The following is a 15,625-nucleotide window of genomic DNA, read 5'->3' on the forward strand; positions in this document are numbered from 1 at the left end:
CATGAAGCTTTCTCGTTTCCTGCGCGCCTGCCGTGGCCGTGGGGTGCGCACGGGTTGGCGCACGCTGGCTGCGGCGGTGCTGGCGGTGCTGGCCGCACCCGCAAGCTGGGCCGCCCCGCCCGGGGCCGCCTGCCCGCCCACGGCACAGTCGCAGCTCACGCCGCGCGTGCTTCAGGCCGCGCAGCGCCAGCCGCAGGACCGCGGCTTCCTGTGGCGGCTGGAGCGCGACGGCCGCACCTCCTGGCTCTATGGCACGCTGCATCTGGGCCGCGCGGCCTGGGTCGTGCCGGGCCCGCTGCTGGCCAGCGCCCTGCGGGCCAGCGACAGCATCGCGCTGGAGATCGACCCGCTGGACACCGAGGCGATGAGGCCGCTCTTCGAGCCCGGTGATCCGGTGCGCCGCGCGCAGGTGCTGACGCCCGCGCGCTTGCAGCGCTTGCAGCGCCAGTGGCAGGCTGCGTGTGCGGCCGACCCCGAGCAGCGCCATGCGCGCCTGCAGCCGCTGCTGCAGGCCACCGTGCTGTCCGGCCAGTCGGCGCAGCGCGACGGGCTCTATACCGACTTCGCCATCGACCTCGTGCTGGCCGGCTACGCGCGCCGCGCCGGCCTGCCGCTGGTGGCGCTGGAAAGCGCGCAGAGCCAGCTGGCGCTGTTTCGCGCCGACACGGCCGAGGAAGAGGCGCAGCAGATCGACGAAGCGCTGGACGAACTGGAGAACGGCCGCCTGCGCCAGCGCATGGGCGAGCTGGCCGCGATGTGGGCGCGCAGCGACTGGCCGCGCCTGCAGGCCTACGAGCAATGGTGCGAATGCCTGGACACGCCGGCCGAACGCGCGCTGATGCGCCGCCTGCTCGACGAGCGCAACCCCGGCCTGGCCGACGGCATCGAGGCGCTGCATGCGCGCGGCCAGCGCGTGTTCGCGGCCGTGGGCGCGCTGCACATGGTCGGGCCCACGGCCCTGCCCGCGCTGCTCGCGCAGCGCGGCTTCGTGCTCACGCCCGTGCTGCCGGCGCCGCTGCGTTAAGCTGGCGGCGAAAGGCGCTGCGCCCCCTGCCGCCCGCCGACCCCTTTCTCAGGAGACACCGCCATGTCCGACGCCCCCAAGCCCTTTGCCTTCTCGCAGTTCGTGCCGGGCTTCGATTTCCTGAAGAGCCTGACGGGCGGCGGCGCCGGCGGCGCGGTGCCGGGCCTGCCCGGCCTGTCGAACTGGGTGGCGCCCACGCTGAGCGTGGACGAGCTGGACAAGCGCATCAGCGAACTCAAGACGGTGCAGTACTGGCTGGAGCAGAACGTGCATGCGCTCAAGGCCACCATCCAGGCGCTGGAGGTGCAGAAGATGACGCTGTCCACGCTGCAGGGCATGAACGTGCGCATGGAAGACCTGGCCCAGGCCTTCACCCGCGGCACGGCCAGCGCCGCGGCGGCGATGCGCGAGGCGGCCACCGCGGCGTCGGCGACGGCGCCCGCCGCACCCCCCGAGGCTGCAGCAGAGGCACCGGCTTCGCCGCACGAGCCGGCCGAAGCGCCGCCGCAAGACGAAAGCCAGGCGCCCGCGGACGAGGCCGGCGGGCCGCGCGGCGCGGCGCGTGCGCGCAGCGGCAGGAAGGCTGCCGCCGCGGCCCCGGCGCAGGGCGTGGTCGACACGCTGCAATGGTGGAACGCGCTCACGCAGCAGTTCCAGCAGATCGCGAGCAACGCCCTGCAGGACGCCGCCCAGCTGCGCATGCCCGCGATGCCGGGCGCGGCGCCGGCCGCCAAGGCGGACCCGCCGCGTGCCGCGACGCGCCCCTCGGCCGCGGACAAGAAGGCCGGCCGCGCTGCCGGCACCGCCGCGAAGAAAGCGGCCCCGGCCGCGGGCCGCGCCAGCCGGGCTGCGGCCAAGCGCCCTGCGGCGCGCAAGGCCGGCGGCCGCTGACACCGCCGGCGCGGCTTTTCCTTTGTGTTGTCCGGCGCCCGCGGCGCCGATTGCGATTTCCGATGAGACTCTTTCCCTCCGGCCATGCCACCCATCCGCAATGGCCCATGGCGGCCGGCCTGGTGCTGGCGCAGCTGCGTGCGCAGATGGCGCTGCCCGACTACGCCAGCCAGCCTTCGCTGGGGCTGCTCTACATCACCGACCACTACGCGCCGCATGCGCAGCAGATCCTCGAGCACCTGAGCGCCGAACTGCCGGAAGTGAGCGACTGGGCCGGCACCACCGGGATCGGCGTCGTGGCCAACAACGTCGAGTACATCGACGAGCCCGCCCTCAGCGTGCTGCTGTGCGAACTGCCGAGCGACCAGTACCGCGTGTTCTCGGGCGTCGCGCCGCTGGCGCAGGCCGAGAACGAAGGGCCCGCCGCTCCCAACCGCTTCTTCCGCGCGCACACCGCGCTGGTGCATGCCGACGCGCAGACGCCGGAGCTGCCCGAATTGGTGGCCGAGGTGGCCGGCCGCACCGACACCGGCTACCTCTTCGGCGGCCTGTCCTCGGCCCGCAACGGCGCGCTGCAGTTCGCCGTGGGCGGCAACGGCGCCATCGAGGGGCAGGGCGCGGCCGGGGGCGTGTTCCATGGCGGGCTCTCGGGCGTGGCCTTCGGCAAGCAGGTGCGGCTGATCTCGCGCGTCACCCAGGGCTGCCGGCCGATCGGGCCGGCGCAGCGCATCACCGAAGCCGACGGCCACCTGATCCTGAGCCTGGACGGCGAGCCGGCGCTGGACCGGCTGCTGGACACGCTCCAGGTCTCGCTCGACGAGCCCGAGGAAGCCATTGCCGCCGTGCGCGCCACGCTCGCGGGCCTGTCTTCGCCGGGCCCGGAAGGCGAGGGCGGCGCGCGGCGCATGCGGCACCTGGGCGACGACACGCGCGTGCGCCACATCGTCGGTCTGGACCCGAACCGCCGCGGCGTGGCCATCGCCGACGAGGTGGAGGCCGGCATGCAGGTGAGCTGGTGCCGCCGCAACGCCCAGGCCGCGCGCGCCGACCTCATGCGCATCTGCGCCGAGATCCGCGAAGAACTGGAGCCCGAGGAGCAATCCCTGGCCGTGGCGCAGGCCGTGGCGGCCGGCGAGGCCGGCGCGGCGCCTCACCTGGCGCGCCGCATCGCGGGGGCGGTCTACGTCAGCTGCGTGGGCCGCGGCGGCGCCCATTTCGGCGGCCCGCATGCCGAACTGCAGATCGTTCGCCATGCGCTCGGCGACGTGCCGCTCACCGGCTTTTTCGCCGGCGGCGAGATCGCGCGCCACCACCTGTACGGCTACACCGGCGTGCTCACGGTGTTCGTGGTGGACGAGCGCGGGCGCTGAGGCCGCGCCAACTTCAGCGCCGTCCTTGATCGCAGAAGGGCGGGAGCTGGCCGGAAGGCCCGCCTCGCCACGCAGGCCGACCCCGCCGCAGGGGGTGTAAAGCGCGCGTTGTTTGCGTTCGTAACAGTTGTTTCTCCCGCTGCGCAATGGTCAGGCTTGTTTCGGGAAGAACGTGACAAAGTGCTGTCGTTTCGGAGGGAATGCGTACTTTGGCTTGCTATCTCGAAACTGTGAGCTTTGTCCACAATATCTGTCAAATTGTGTGACGGCTGTCACCGCCACATTCCGCACTCTCCACAATCGCGCGGCCGCAGCTCGGCTGTACCTTTCCCGCCTCTGCGCCCCTCTCTCGTTGCTTTTTGCAGGAGTTCTCGCGATGAACAAGTCTTACCGCTCGATTTGGAACGAAGCCCTGGGGGCCTGGGTGGCCGCCAGCGAAATCACGGTGGCGCGGGGCAAGCGCAGTGGGCGCAGTCTGCTGGTGGCCAGCGTGCTGGGCCTGGCGGCCTTGGGCGCACAGGCGCAGGCCAACGTCACGAGCCGCGCGCTCACCGGCACCGGGGACACCAGCGGCACGCCCACCGCCGGCCAGGTGGTCTTCAACACCGCCGAGGCGGGCAGCGGCGCCACCGCCGTCACCCGCGGCCTGTACCAGTGGAACGGCACGGCCTGGGTGCTGCTGCCGTCGAATTCCTTTCTGGTCAACGTCAACAACCAGGCCGCCGGCAGCACGGCGGCCGTGGCCACGGGCGAAAGCGCCGTGGCCATCGGCAACGGCGCCACAGCCGCCAACATGAACGGCGTGGCCATCGGCCTGAATGCCAACAGCGGCACGGGTGGGATCAGCGAGCAGAACGTGGCCATCGGCGCGGACTCGCGGGCGAGCACGGGCAGCAAGGCAACGGACTTGCCCTCGGGCGCGGTGGCCATCGGCTACAACCAGAATGCGCAGGGCGTGGGCGCGGTGGCCATCGGTTCCGACAACACGGCGACTGGCGATGGATCGCTGGCGCTGGGCCGCATCAGCCAGGCGACGGGCGCGGGCTCGATTGCCTTCGGCGACAGTGCCACGGCCACCGGATTCCGCGGATTCGCGCTGGGTTCGGCGGCCACCGCCAGCGAGTTCAGCACGATCGCCGTGGGTGACAGCGCCAAGGCGGAAGCCATCAGCGCCATCGCCATCGGGCGCGTTTCCAAGGCCTTGGGGCGTGAATCCATCGTGATGGGGGATAACGCAAACGCAGCCTCCACTGCCACTCGCAGCATTGCACTGGGTTCGTCCGCGCAGACCACGGCCAATGATGTGGTGGCGATTGGCGCGAACACGCTGGGGCAAGGGGGGAACGCGGTGGCGATTGGCGGAAGCAGGGACCCGTCGACGGCCGCGCGTGCCGTCGCCGAGCGGGCCATCGCTCTGGGTTACGCGAGCAGCGCCAGCCAGACAAGCGCCATTGCCATCGGCGACGGCGCTACGTCGTCCAACCTCAGTACCACTGCGATCGGCCAAGGTGCCCAGGCTTCGTTGGGCTACGCCCTCGCGATCGGCTCCAATGCCAAAGCCCTGTCGTTCCGGAGCATTGCGATTGGCACCGATGCGGAGTCCGAAAGCTGGAGAGGCATTGCGTTGGGAAGCGGGGCCAAGACGGCCGCCCAGCCTGGTTTCATCAGTGACAGCGTGGCCATTGGTACGGGGGCAACGGCCAACAACTGGAGCTCGGTGGTGATCGGCACCAATGCGGGCGTGGGATCCGTGACCAGCAACGCCAATGGCAGCAACGTGGCGATCGGAACCAGTACCGGCCAAGCGGTGAATGGCTACTACAACACCGCCGTGGGCATGGAGTCCGGAAAGAACGTCATCGGAGTCGCGAACACTGGCTTGGGGCAAGGCAGCGCTCGTGGCGTTCGCGGCGACTACAACGCCGGAATCGGCATGAACGCAGGCCACACCGTGACCGGCAGCAGCAACATTGGTTTCGGTACGGCAGCGGGTGCCACGGTGGTGGGAGATGAGAACTTCGGCGCAGGGTACTTGACTGGCGCCAATGTGACGGGCAGTCGCAATGTGGCCTTGGGTTCGTGGGCAGGCCGCGACATTGGCACTGCGGCGGCGCCCGTCAACGACACCATCTCGGTGGGGAGCAACAGCCTGGCGTCGGCCGACAAGGCGATCGCGATCGGTGCAGGCGCGTTGGCCTCGGGCGCGAGCAGCATCAGCATCGGCACGGGCAACATCGTGACCGGCGCCCGTTCCGGCGCCATCGGCGACCCCAGCTATATCGACGGTGATGACAGCTACGCCATCGGCAACAACAACACCATCGCGGCAGGCACGACCGAAGCGTTCATCCTCGGCAACAACGTCAACCTGGCGGCGGGCGTGAACCGGGCGGTGGCGTTGGGGCACGCTTCCAAGGTCACGGTGGCGGACGGCGTGGCGCTGGGCGCCCAGTCGGTGGCCAGCACGGCTGCAGGCGTGACCGGCTACGACCAGTCGACCGGCACCACCTACGCGGGCGCCGCCTCGAACGCCTGGACTAGCACGCACGCGGCCGTGAGCGTGGGCGACGGCGCCAACATCACGCGCCAGATCACCGGCGTGGCCGCGGGCGCGCAAGACACCGATGCCGTGAATGTGGCCCAGCTCAAGGCGATGACAGCGGCGTCCGCCACGCACTACTACAGCGTCGATTCCACTGAAATCGGCACGGGCAGCAACTACGCCAACGACGGCGCCAGCGGCGAAGGCGCCCTGGCCGCAGGCGTGAAGGCGTCGGCACAGGGCAAGTACAGCACCTCGGTGGGCTATGGCAACGTAGCCACCACCTCCAGCGACGACTCCCGCGCCGTCGCCGTGGGCTCCGGAAACACGGCCATTGCCACCACCGGCAACAAGGACGCGGCGGTGGCCCTGGGCGTCGACAACACGATTGGCGGCACGGGCGGGGGCTACAGCTCGGGGGTCGCAGGAGGGGTGCGCAACACCATTGCAGGCAGTGGCGCTGCCTGGGGCACCGACAACAGCATCGCGCAGACCGCGACCAACGGTACCGCATTGGGCACCGATAACACCCTGCAAGGCAGTGGCAGCAACGGCAACACGGCTGTGGGCATGGGCAACACCGTGACGGACGGCTACGGAAGCACCGCCGTGGGCTACTTCAACCAGGTCACGGCCACCAACCCCAACAGTGGCTCTGCCAACGCATTCGGCCTGGGCAACACGGTCAACGGTGACGATTCCACGGCGGTTGGCGTGTCCAACCAGGCCACAGGCAACCACGCCTTCGTGGCGGGCTACCAATCTAAGGCCGTCGCTGAAGCCGTGGCCATTGGCAGCGGCGCCCAGGCCACCGCAGAGACCAGCATCGCCATCGGCAGAGGTGCCAGGACCACCGCAGTGTCCAGCACCGCCATTGCCCTGGGCGCCTCGGCAGAGATCAATGACAGCAGGGATTCGATCGTCCTTGGATCCAGCTCGCAGGCGAACGGCGGCGCCAGCAATCTGGTCGTGGGCAACAGCAGCCATGTCAGCGCGTCGAGCGCCGGCTCCTCCCCCAGCAACAACGTGGCGGTGGGCGCGTACAACCAAATCTACGGTGGCTATGGCAACGTGATTCTGGGAGCGGGCAGCACGATCAGTGGCCCTGGCGCGGCCGGCGACCCGGGCAACGACAACATCCTCATCGGCTCCGGCATGATGATGAACAGTTCGCAGCAAAGCATTTCCATTGGTGCTTCCAACACCGTGGACAGCAACCAGGCCGCCGTGCTGGGCGGCAGCGTGACCATCGGCAAGGGCATCGACCGGGCCGTGGCGCTGGGACATGCCTCCAAGGTCACGGTGGCGGACGGCGTGGCGCTGGGCGCGGGCAGCCTCGCCAGCACCGATGCTGGGGTGAACACGGCGGTGGGTGGCTACGACCCGAGCACGGGCCTGGCCAGCACGGACACGTCCCCAACCTGGCTCAGCACGCGCGGCGCGGTGAGCGTGGGCGGCAATGGGCAGACGCGGCAGATCACGAACGTGGCTGCCGGCTCGCAAGACACCGATGCCGTGAACGTGGCGCAGTTGAAGGCGACCACGGCCGCCGCCGCGACGCATTACTACAGCGTCAATGATGGGGGGACCAAGGGCGGTAACTACAGCAACGATGGCGCAACGGGTACCAATGCGCTTGCTGCTGGCGTCAGCGCGAGCGCCACGGGCACAGGCACTGTTGCTATTGGCACCAACGCGCGGTCAGGAAGCACCTTTTCCCCCGGGGCCACCCAGAATGCGGTGGCCATCGGGACGGATTCGGGTGCCTATGGAACAGGTGCGATCGCGGTTGGCTCTTCGGCATTCGCGAACGGGCCGAGTGTGGCCATGGGGCAGAATGCAAGGACTGTGGCGAGCTTCGCCGCCAGCAACTTCAGCAACAGCAGCGTTGCGATTGGCAATGATGCCCAGGCGATCATCGATGCACGTTTTCAAGCGATCTCCGCCGTGGCGATTGGCGCGCGAACCCGTGCCAACGTGGCCAACGGCACGGCGATAGGCAACGAAGCTTCGACGACCATCGCAGGAGGCGTGGCGCTGGGCGCAGGCAGTGTGGCTTCGGTGGCGGGTGGTGCGCTGGGCTACAACCCTGCAAGCGCCACGGCAGCGGACATCGCCGCGATCCAGGCCACCAATAGCACCACGCTGGGCGCGGTGAGCGTGGGCACGGGCGCGGCGGGCGGTAACCGCCAGATCGTGAACGTGGCCGCGGGCACTGTCGACAGCGATGCGGTGAACGTAGCGCAGCTCAAGGCCGTGGCCGAAAGCGCGGCGGCAGGGGCTACGCACTTCTACAGCGTGGGCAGCAGCGACGACAAGGCCGGCAACTACAACAACGATGGGGCGCAAGGCGCAGACAGCCTGGCCGCGGGCGTGGGAGCCAGCACCACGGCGGCGGCCGCGGGGGGCGTGGCCGTGGGCCCGAACGCCAGCGTCTCGGCCACCAACGGCGTGGCCCTGGGGCAGGGCGCGACGGCCAGCCATGCCAACAGCGTGGCCCTGGGCAGCGGCTCGGTGACGGGCGCATCGGCCGCGGTGACCACGGCGTCCATCACCACCGCCGGTGCCAACGGCGGCACGTACAACTATGGCGGCTTCGCGGGCGCCTCCAACGTGGTCGGCGTGGTCAGCGTCGGCGGTGCCGGCGGCGCCACGCGGCAGATCACCAACGTGGCGCCGGGCGCCATCACCGCGACGAGCACCGATGCGATCAACGGCAGCCAGCTGTATGCCGTGGCCCAGGGGCTGAACGAGCGCATCGACAACATCCCGACGCAGGCGGGGCCGCAGGGTCCGGAAGGCCCTGCGGGCCCGGAAGGTCCTCAAGGTCCGCAGGGGCCCCAGGGGCCGCAAGGTCCGCAGGGGCAGCCGGGAGCGCAAGGTCCCCAAGGCCCGCAAGGTCCTCAAGGTCCGCAAGGCGCCAAGGGGGACAAGGGGGACACCGGGGCCACCGGAGCCACCGGGGCGACCGGCGCCAAGGGCGACAAGGGGGACACCGGCGCCGCGGGCAAGGACGGCCTGAACGGCAAGGACGGCGTCGACGCCGACGTGGCCGGCGTGGTGCAGTACACGAAGAACGTCGACGGCAGCTTCAACAAGAACGAGGTCCACCTGAACCCGAACGGCAACGGTCCGACCACGATCACCAACGTGGCCAATGGCGTGAACGGCAGCGATGCGGTGAACGTCAACCAGCTGAACACGGCGGCCAACAAGTGGATCACGGCCAACGTGACCGACTACAAGGCGCCCAGCGCCATCGGCGTGAACGCGACGGCGGTGGGCAGCGGCTCGATCGCCATCGGCACCAACTCGATCGCGATCGGCACCGGCTCCTTCGACGACGGCCGCGCCAACGTGATGTCGGTGGGCTCGGCGGGCAACGAGCGCCAGATCACCAACGTGGCCGCTGGCACGCACGGCACCGACGCGGTGAACGTGAACCAGCTCAACCAGGGCCTGGGCGTGCTCAACGCCAGCATGACGCAGCATGTCAACCGGCTGGACGCGCGCATCGACCAGCAGGAACGCATGCTGTCCGGCGGCATTGCGGCGTCGGCGGCGTTGGCGGTGGTCACGCCGGTGGAGCCGGGGCGCTACCACGTCACCGGCGGCATGGCCGCGTACAACGGCCAGGTGGGCATCGGCTTCAACGTGCTCAAGCGCTCCGAGAACGGCCAGCGCACCCTGCACGCGGGCGTGGGCTACGGCACGGGCGGCAGCAAGGCCATCGTGCGCGTGGGCTTCGGCTTCTCCTTCGACTGATCGCGGACCGCGGAGACCTCTCATCATGAAGAACGCTTCCATGAACTTCGCAGCGCTGTCCAAGGCGGCGCTCGCCACGGCGGCCCTGGTGCTGCTGGCCGCCTGCAGCAGCACCGGCGGCTCGACGGTCAGCACGGCCGACGTGGCGCAGGGCGCCTCGGGCGAGCGGCAGGACGTGCGCTTTCCCGACCCCGGCAGCGCCTGGCTCAAGGGCGGCACCTTCGTCGACGTGGAGCAACTGCGCCGCATCGGCCGCGGCATGAACAAGAACCAGGTGCGCGAGCTGATCGGCACGCCGCATTTCAGCGAAGGCTTCTTTGGCGTCACCGAATGGGACTACCTGTTCAACTTCCGCACCGGCAAGGGCGACGAGTTCGTCAGCTGCCAGTACAAGGTGGTCTACAAGGACGGCCTGTCCGACCAGTTCTTCTGGCGCGACCCGGCCTGCGCCGAGCGGCTGAGCCCGCAGGTGCGCGAGGTGGTTCGCCCGGTGGCGGCCGTGGCCGCCGCGCCCGAACGCTTCCAGCTCGGTGCCGATGCGCTTTTCGCCTTCGACAGATCGGGCGCAGACGACATGCTGCCCGAGGGCCGGCGCCAGCTCGACGAACTGGCGCGCCAGCTGCAGGGCTACAAGCGGCTGGACAGCGTGACCATCGTCGGCCACACCGACCGCCTGGGCGACGCCGCCTACAACCAGCGCCTGTCGGTGGCGCGGGCCGCCACCGTGCGCGACTACCTCGTGGCGCGCGGGCTGCCGCAATCGGCCGTGCGCGCACATGGGGTGGGTGAATCGCAGCCCGTCAAGCAGTGTGAAGACAGCCTGGCTCGCGCCGCGCTGATCGCCTGCCTGCAGCCGAACCGGCGCGTGGAGCTGGAGGTGCGCGGTGAGCGCTGAGCGCCAGCCCGAACCCCGCCGCACCTGAACGGATGATGCCTTCCCAGCCCTCGCCGGAAACCGCCCGCACCGACGCGCGCGGGCCCCGGCGTCCTGCACGCTCTCGCGCGTGGACAGGCGACGCATGGCCACACTGACCGACCTGCCGGTGGGCTTCCGTTCGGGCGTGCCGGCCAAAACCCTGCATCGCGTGGCGCTGCTCGAGGATTCGCCCGAGGAAGCCGTGGCCATGAAGGACCTGCTCGGCGCCAACGGCCTGGAGGTCTCGCACCAGTCGCGCGCGGATGCCTTCCTGGAGATGCTGCGCCGGGACAGCTTCGACGTGCTGGTGCTCGACTGGAACGTGCCCGGCATGACCGGCTACGAAGTGCTGCGCCGCGTGCGCGACGACCTGGGCCTGACGGTGCCGGTGATCATGGTGACCGCGCGCGGCGGCGAGTTCGAGGTCGTGCAGGCCCTGCAGGGCGGCGCCGACGATTACGTGGTCAAGCCCTGGCGTCCTTTCGAGCTGCTGGCGCGCCTGCGCGTGCTCACGCGCGCCGCGCCGCAGCGCGCCGGCGGCGCGGGCGAGGAATGCTGGGCCGGCTGGGTGTTCGACAGCGTCGACCGGCGCGTCACGCATGGCGCGCTGTCCGTGCAGCTGTCGCGCAAGGAATTCGAAGTCGCCCGCGTGCTGTTCCGGCACCTGGGCCAGCCGGTCTCGCGCGAGCACCTCAACCAGGTCGTCTGGGGCGGCGGCACGCAGTCGCGGACGGTGGACACCCATGTCTCCCGCGTGCGCGTGCGGCTGGACCTGACGGTCGCCCAGGGCTTCCAGCTGCAGGCCATCTACGGTTTCGGCTACCGCCTGGACCAGCTGGAGGCGGGGCGCGCATGAAGGGTGGCGCGCCGCTTCGGCAGGCCGGGCCTGCGCGCTTCGCCCCGTGGCGGGGCGTGCGCGCGCCAGCCCTCGGCCGCGGCCTGGCGAGCGGCGATGCCGGCGCGCCGGCCAGGCGCGCGCCGCGCGCCCCGGCCGTGGCCGTGGGCGCCCTGCTGTGGGGGCTCGGCATCGGCCTGGCCAGTGCCCAGCCCGCCGTGCACGCCCCCGGTGCGCCGGCCGGAACCCATACCGTCCAGCCCGGCGAGACCCTGTGGGACATCAGCCGCCAGCACCTGGGCCGGCCTCTCTTGTGGCCCGAGGTGCAGCAGCGCAACCGCGTGGGCGAGCCGCGCCTGCTGCAGATCGGCCGCGTGCTGCAGCTGGGCGACGCCGAACGCCAGGCCGTGGTGATGGCCGCGACCGGCGATGTGCGGCTGGCCGACGGGCCGTCGGCCGGCACGCTGCTGGTGCCTGGCATGCGCCTGCCCGAAGGCAGCCGCGTGCGCACGGGGGCCGACAGCTTCGTGACCCTGCGCCTGCCCGACGGCTCGCGCGCCACGCTGCCTTCGCAGTCCGTGCTGCGGCTGGTGCATTACTTCGACGCGCAGGGACGGCCGGCGGTGCTGGTCGACCTGGAGTCGGGCGATGTGGAATCGCGCGTGCCGCCGCGCCCGCGGCCGGCGCCCGGCGGGGCGTGGCGGGTGCGCACGCGCATGGCCACCGTGGGGGTGCGCGGCACGCACTTCCGCGTGAGCCTGCCGCAGCCCGACCGGACGGCCGTGAGCGTGCTCGAAAGTGCCGTGGCCGTGAACACCGCCGCGCAGCGCGGCCAGCAGGTGGCGGCCGCGCAGGGCCTGCTGGTGGGCGACGGGTCGCAGGCGGCGCAGGTGCAGCCGCTGCTGCCCGCGCCCGAATGGGTGGAGCCCGGGCGCGCGCAGAACCAGCCCGAGGTGCTGCTGGCCTGGCACGGCGTGCCCGGCGCCGGCAGCTACCGTGCGCAGGTCGCGGGCGATGCGGAATTCGTGCAGATCGTGGCCGAGCAGCGGCTGCCCGCGCAGGGCGATGCGGGGCAGGCGCTGTTCGGCGGTCTGGCGCCCGGCACCTACTTCGCGCGCGTGGCCGCGTTGACGCCCGAGGGCGTCGAGGGCCTGGTCGCCGTGACCGGCTTCTCGCGCGCGCAGGCGGTGCTGGAGGGGCGCGCGCAGCTGCTCGCCGCCAGCGGCGAGATCGAATTCGACTGGCGCCCGCTGCCCGGCGCCACCTACCGCCTGGAAGTGGCCGACGACGAGGCCTTCCGTCAGATGCGCGTGCAGGCCGCCGGCCTCACGAGCGAGCGCGTGCGCGTGCAGGCGCTGCCGCCGGGCCAGTACTGGTGGCGCGTGCAGGCCGAGGTGGTGGACCAGGGCCAGCGCGCGCAGCTGCTGAGCCCGCCCCGGCCGCTGTCGGTCGAAGGCGTGCGCTGAGCCACACGCATGCAGGCGATCCCGCCGTGCCTGCCGTGCCGGGGCCCGCGTTGAGCCCGGCCGCGCCGACCGAGGCCGGCCCGGCGGCGCCACGCCCTTCCCGCCGCCTGTGGCGCGAATGGCTGCTGTGCCTGTGCGCCGCGCTGGTGTGCGTGCTGCTGTTCCAGCGCAGCGGGGTGCTCGAACGGCTGGACCTCGCGCTCTACGACGCCGTCCTGCGCCTGGACGCCACGGCGCCGCACCCCGACATCCTCATCGTGGCCGTGGACGAGGCCAGCCTGCAGGCGGTCGGCCGCTGGCCCTGGCCGCGCGAGCGGCATGCCGAACTGATGGAACGGCTGGCCGCGGCGCGACCGCGGGCCGTCGCGCTGGACATGCTGTTCACCGAACCCGGCGACCCGGCCGCCGACGCCGCGCTGGCGCGCGCCTTCGCGGCGCTGCGCGCGGCCTGCCCGGTCTTCCTGCCGGTCACGGTGCGGGTGCCGCTGGCCGCCGGGCGCCCGCCGCAGCTGCTGCGGCCGCTGCCCGAATTCGAGGGTGCCGTCACGGGCCTGGGCCACATCCATGCCGAACTGGACGCTGACAGCGTGGCGCGCAGCCTGTACCTGCACGAAGGCACGGCGGCTGCCCCCTGGGACGCGCTGGCGCTGCGGCTGGCCGCGGCGTCGGGCGCCGGCCCTGCGCCGCGCGGGCCGGACGCGCCGCCCGAGGGCACCGGCTGGGAGCGGCGCTCGCGCCTGCTGCTGCCCTTTGCGGGCGAGGCCGGCCACTACCGCACCGTGCCCGCCGCCAGCGTGCTGCGCGGCGAGGTGCCCGCGTCCGTGATCCGCGACAGGACGGTGCTGGTGGGCCTCACGGCCACCGGCGTGGGCGACCGCTTCGCCACGCCGCTGTCGGCGGGCTCCGCGCTCACGCCGGGGGTGGAGATCAACGCCACCGCGGTCGACGGCCTGCTCACGGGGCGCATGCTCCGGCCCGTGGACCCGGCGGCGCAGGCCGCGGCGGCGCTGCTGGCCGTGGGCCTGTGGATGCTGCTGCTGCGGCGCCTGGGGCCGCAGGGGCCGCGCAACGGCCTGTGGGCGCTGGTCGCCTTCGCGCTGGCCGCCCTGGTGCTCAGCGCGGCGCTGCAGCGGGTGGCGCGGCTGTGGCTGCCCGTCGCGCCCTGGCTGCTGGCGGCGCTGGTGGGCTACCTGCTGTGGAGCTGGCGCCGCCTGGCCGCCTTGATGGCCGACCTGTACCAGCGGGCCGAAATGCTGCACCCGGGCGCCACGGCCCAGGCGCGCACGGACCTTGGGCGCAGCGATGGCTGGCAGCAGGTGGTGCAGGCACTGGACCGCGGTCTTGCCGCCGAACGGCAGGCGCAGCGCCAGCGCGGCGAGGCCCTGCGGCTGCTGTCGCACGACCTGCGTGCGCCGCAGTCGGCCATCCTCGCGCTGCTGCACAGCGCGCCCGCCGAGGCGGCGCAAGACCCCGCGCTGGCGGCGCTGCACCAGCGCATCGGCCAGCAGGTGCATGCCACGCTCACCCTGGCGGAGGATTTCGTGCTGCAGCTGCGCGCCGAGGAGGGCGTCTACGACTGGCAGGACATCGACCTGGCGGCGCTGGCCATGGACGTGCACGACCGGGCCTGGCCGCTGGCGCAGGCCAAGTCCATCGAGCTGCTGCTGAGGCTGCCGGCCGCGGCGGGCGGCGCGCAGGAGGGCGGGGCCGACGACGGCGGCGGTGACGAGGAGGGCGCCGGCAGCAGCGCCGGCTGCTGGATGCGCGTGGAGCCGCGCCTCTTGAACCGCGCACTGTTCAACCTGGTGGAGAACGCGATCAAGTACAGCCCGGCGGGCCGCGCGGTGGAACTGGCCCTGGCCTGGCGGACGGGCCAGGACGCGGTGTTCACCGTGACCGACCACGGCCGCGGCATCGCGCCCGAAGACCTGCCGCAGCTGTTCGAACCCTACCGGCGCTTCGGCGACACGGGCGCCGTGGCGGGCCACGGCCTGGGCCTGAGCCTGGTGCGCACGGTGGCCGAACGCCACGGCGGCCGCGTGCAGTGCCGCAGCACGCTGGGCGAGGGCAGCGTGTTCAGCCTGACGCTGCCGGCGTCGCGTGCGGTCGACTGAGATCGGTCATGCGCGGCCTCGCGCGGCACCGCCTGCCTGGGGCGCAGGCAGAGGCGAAAGGGGCGGGATGGGCGACAGGGCCTGTGCGTCCAGCGCCTCGCCGGGCAGCAGGAAATGCCCGCCCGCCACATGGTGCAGCGTGCGCAGGTCGTCGTGGCCTTCGAAATGCCAGCGGCCCTGGCTGAACACGCGCGCATCGGCCGCGGCCGCCACCACCTCGCCCAGGAAGAGGTCGTAGCGCGCCTGGATCGCCGGCTCGGGCAGCAGCCGGCATTCCAGCCAGGCGGCGCAGCCTTCGACCAGCGGGGCGCCGGTGGCCGGGCCGTCGAAGGGCGTGAGGCCGAAAGCCTCGAACTTGTCGCGGCCGTGCAGGGCCTGCGCGTCGGCGCCCGAGACATTGCCCAGCGCATTCACCACGTCGATCTGTGCGCGCACCGGCACCTGCAGCGCGAAATGGCCGCTCTGCTCGAGCAACTGGCGCGTGTAGGTGCTCTTGTCCAGCACCACCGCCACCTTGGGCGGCGCGAAGTCCAGGGGCATGGCCCAGGCGGCTGCCATGAGGTTGCGGCGCCCCTGGGTTGCGGCGCTCACGAGCACGGTGGGGCCGTGGTTGAGCAGGCGGTAGGCGCGGTCCAGCGGGACGGGCTGGCGAAAGGCGGAAGAAGAAGACATCCAGCCACGATAGCTGCGTTCGCATGCCCC

General features: G+C 71.9%; 9 protein-coding genes. 8 read left to right on the top strand and 1 reads right to left on the bottom strand.

Features of this window, described 5'->3' with window-relative positions; genetic code table 11:
- Position 1 precedes the first annotated feature (1 nt).
- The 8 genes from LG388_RS09695 to LG388_RS09730 all read left to right on the top strand — a co-directional run bounded on the left by LG388_RS09695 (position 2) and on the right by LG388_RS09730 (position 14,923).
- The gene (locus LG388_RS09695) at positions 2-1,024 is read left to right on the top strand and encodes a TraB/GumN family protein (RefSeq protein WP_225782594.1); all 1,023 of its coding nucleotides are present in this window, start codon (positions 2-4) and stop codon (positions 1,022-1,024) included.
- Between the two features lie 63 nt (positions 1,025-1,087).
- Complete coding sequence (locus LG388_RS09700) at positions 1,088-1,915, top strand: PhaM family polyhydroxyalkanoate granule multifunctional regulatory protein (RefSeq protein ID WP_225782595.1); 828 nt, start codon at positions 1,088-1,090, stop codon at positions 1,913-1,915.
- Between the two features lie 62 nt (positions 1,916-1,977).
- Positions 1,978-3,285: an FIST N-terminal domain-containing protein gene (locus tag LG388_RS09705; protein WP_225782596.1), complete on the top strand. Its 1,308-nt coding sequence runs from the start codon at positions 1,978-1,980 to the stop codon at positions 3,283-3,285.
- Positions 3,286-3,661: 376 nt separating this feature from the next.
- Positions 3,662-9,592 (top strand): ESPR-type extended signal peptide-containing protein, encoded by a 5,931-nt coding sequence (locus LG388_RS09710; protein ID WP_225782597.1) that lies wholly within the window; start codon positions 3,662-3,664, stop codon positions 9,590-9,592.
- 25 nt (positions 9,593-9,617) lie between these two features.
- Entirely contained in the window at positions 9,618-10,487 is an 870-nt protein-coding gene (locus LG388_RS09715; RefSeq protein ID WP_225782598.1) for an OmpA family protein, read from the top strand.
- Between the two features lie 124 nt (positions 10,488-10,611).
- Positions 10,612-11,364: a response regulator transcription factor gene (locus LG388_RS09720; RefSeq protein WP_225782599.1), complete on the top strand. Its 753-nt coding sequence runs from the start codon at positions 10,612-10,614 to the stop codon at positions 11,362-11,364.
- 56 nt (positions 11,365-11,420) lie between these two features.
- Entirely contained in the window at positions 11,421-12,809 is a 1,389-nt protein-coding gene (locus tag LG388_RS09725) for a FecR domain-containing protein (RefSeq protein ID WP_225782600.1), read from the top strand.
- A gap of 26 nt (positions 12,810-12,835) precedes the next feature.
- Complete coding sequence (locus LG388_RS09730) at positions 12,836-14,923, top strand: CHASE2 domain-containing protein (protein WP_225782601.1); 2,088 nt, start codon at positions 12,836-12,838, stop codon at positions 14,921-14,923.
- Positions 14,924-14,929: 6 nt separating this feature from the next.
- Here the strand turns inward: LG388_RS09730 and LG388_RS09735 are convergent, their stop codons facing one another.
- Entirely contained in the window at positions 14,930-15,595 is a 666-nt protein-coding gene (locus tag LG388_RS09735) for a flavin reductase family protein (protein WP_225782602.1), read from the bottom strand.
- Between the last annotated feature and the right edge of the window lie 30 nt (positions 15,596-15,625).

It is taken from the genome of Xenophilus sp. Marseille-Q4582 (assembly GCF_916700565.1).
Classification (GTDB): domain Bacteria; phylum Pseudomonadota; class Gammaproteobacteria; order Burkholderiales; family Burkholderiaceae_C; genus Xenophilus.

Bases quoted from the DNA above. Each gene is read 5' to 3' on its own strand.
- LG388_RS09695 (WP_225782594.1), top strand. From the start codon at position 2: ATGAAGCTTTCTCGTTTCCTGCGCGCCTGCCGTGGCCGTGGGGTGCGC.
- LG388_RS09700 (WP_225782595.1), top strand. From the start codon at position 1,088: ATGTCCGACGCCCCCAAGCCCTTTGCCTTCTCGCAGTTCGTGCCGGGC.
- LG388_RS09705 (WP_225782596.1), top strand. From the start codon at position 1,978: ATGAGACTCTTTCCCTCCGGCCATGCCACCCATCCGCAATGGCCCATG.
- LG388_RS09710 (WP_225782597.1), top strand. From the start codon at position 3,662: ATGAACAAGTCTTACCGCTCGATTTGGAACGAAGCCCTGGGGGCCTGG.
- LG388_RS09715 (WP_225782598.1), top strand. From the start codon at position 9,618: ATGAAGAACGCTTCCATGAACTTCGCAGCGCTGTCCAAGGCGGCGCTC.
- LG388_RS09720 (WP_225782599.1), top strand. From the start codon at position 10,612: ATGGCCACACTGACCGACCTGCCGGTGGGCTTCCGTTCGGGCGTGCCG.
- LG388_RS09735 (WP_225782602.1), bottom strand. From the start codon at position 15,595: ATGTCTTCTTCTTCCGCCTTTCGCCAGCCCGTCCCGCTGGACCGCGCC.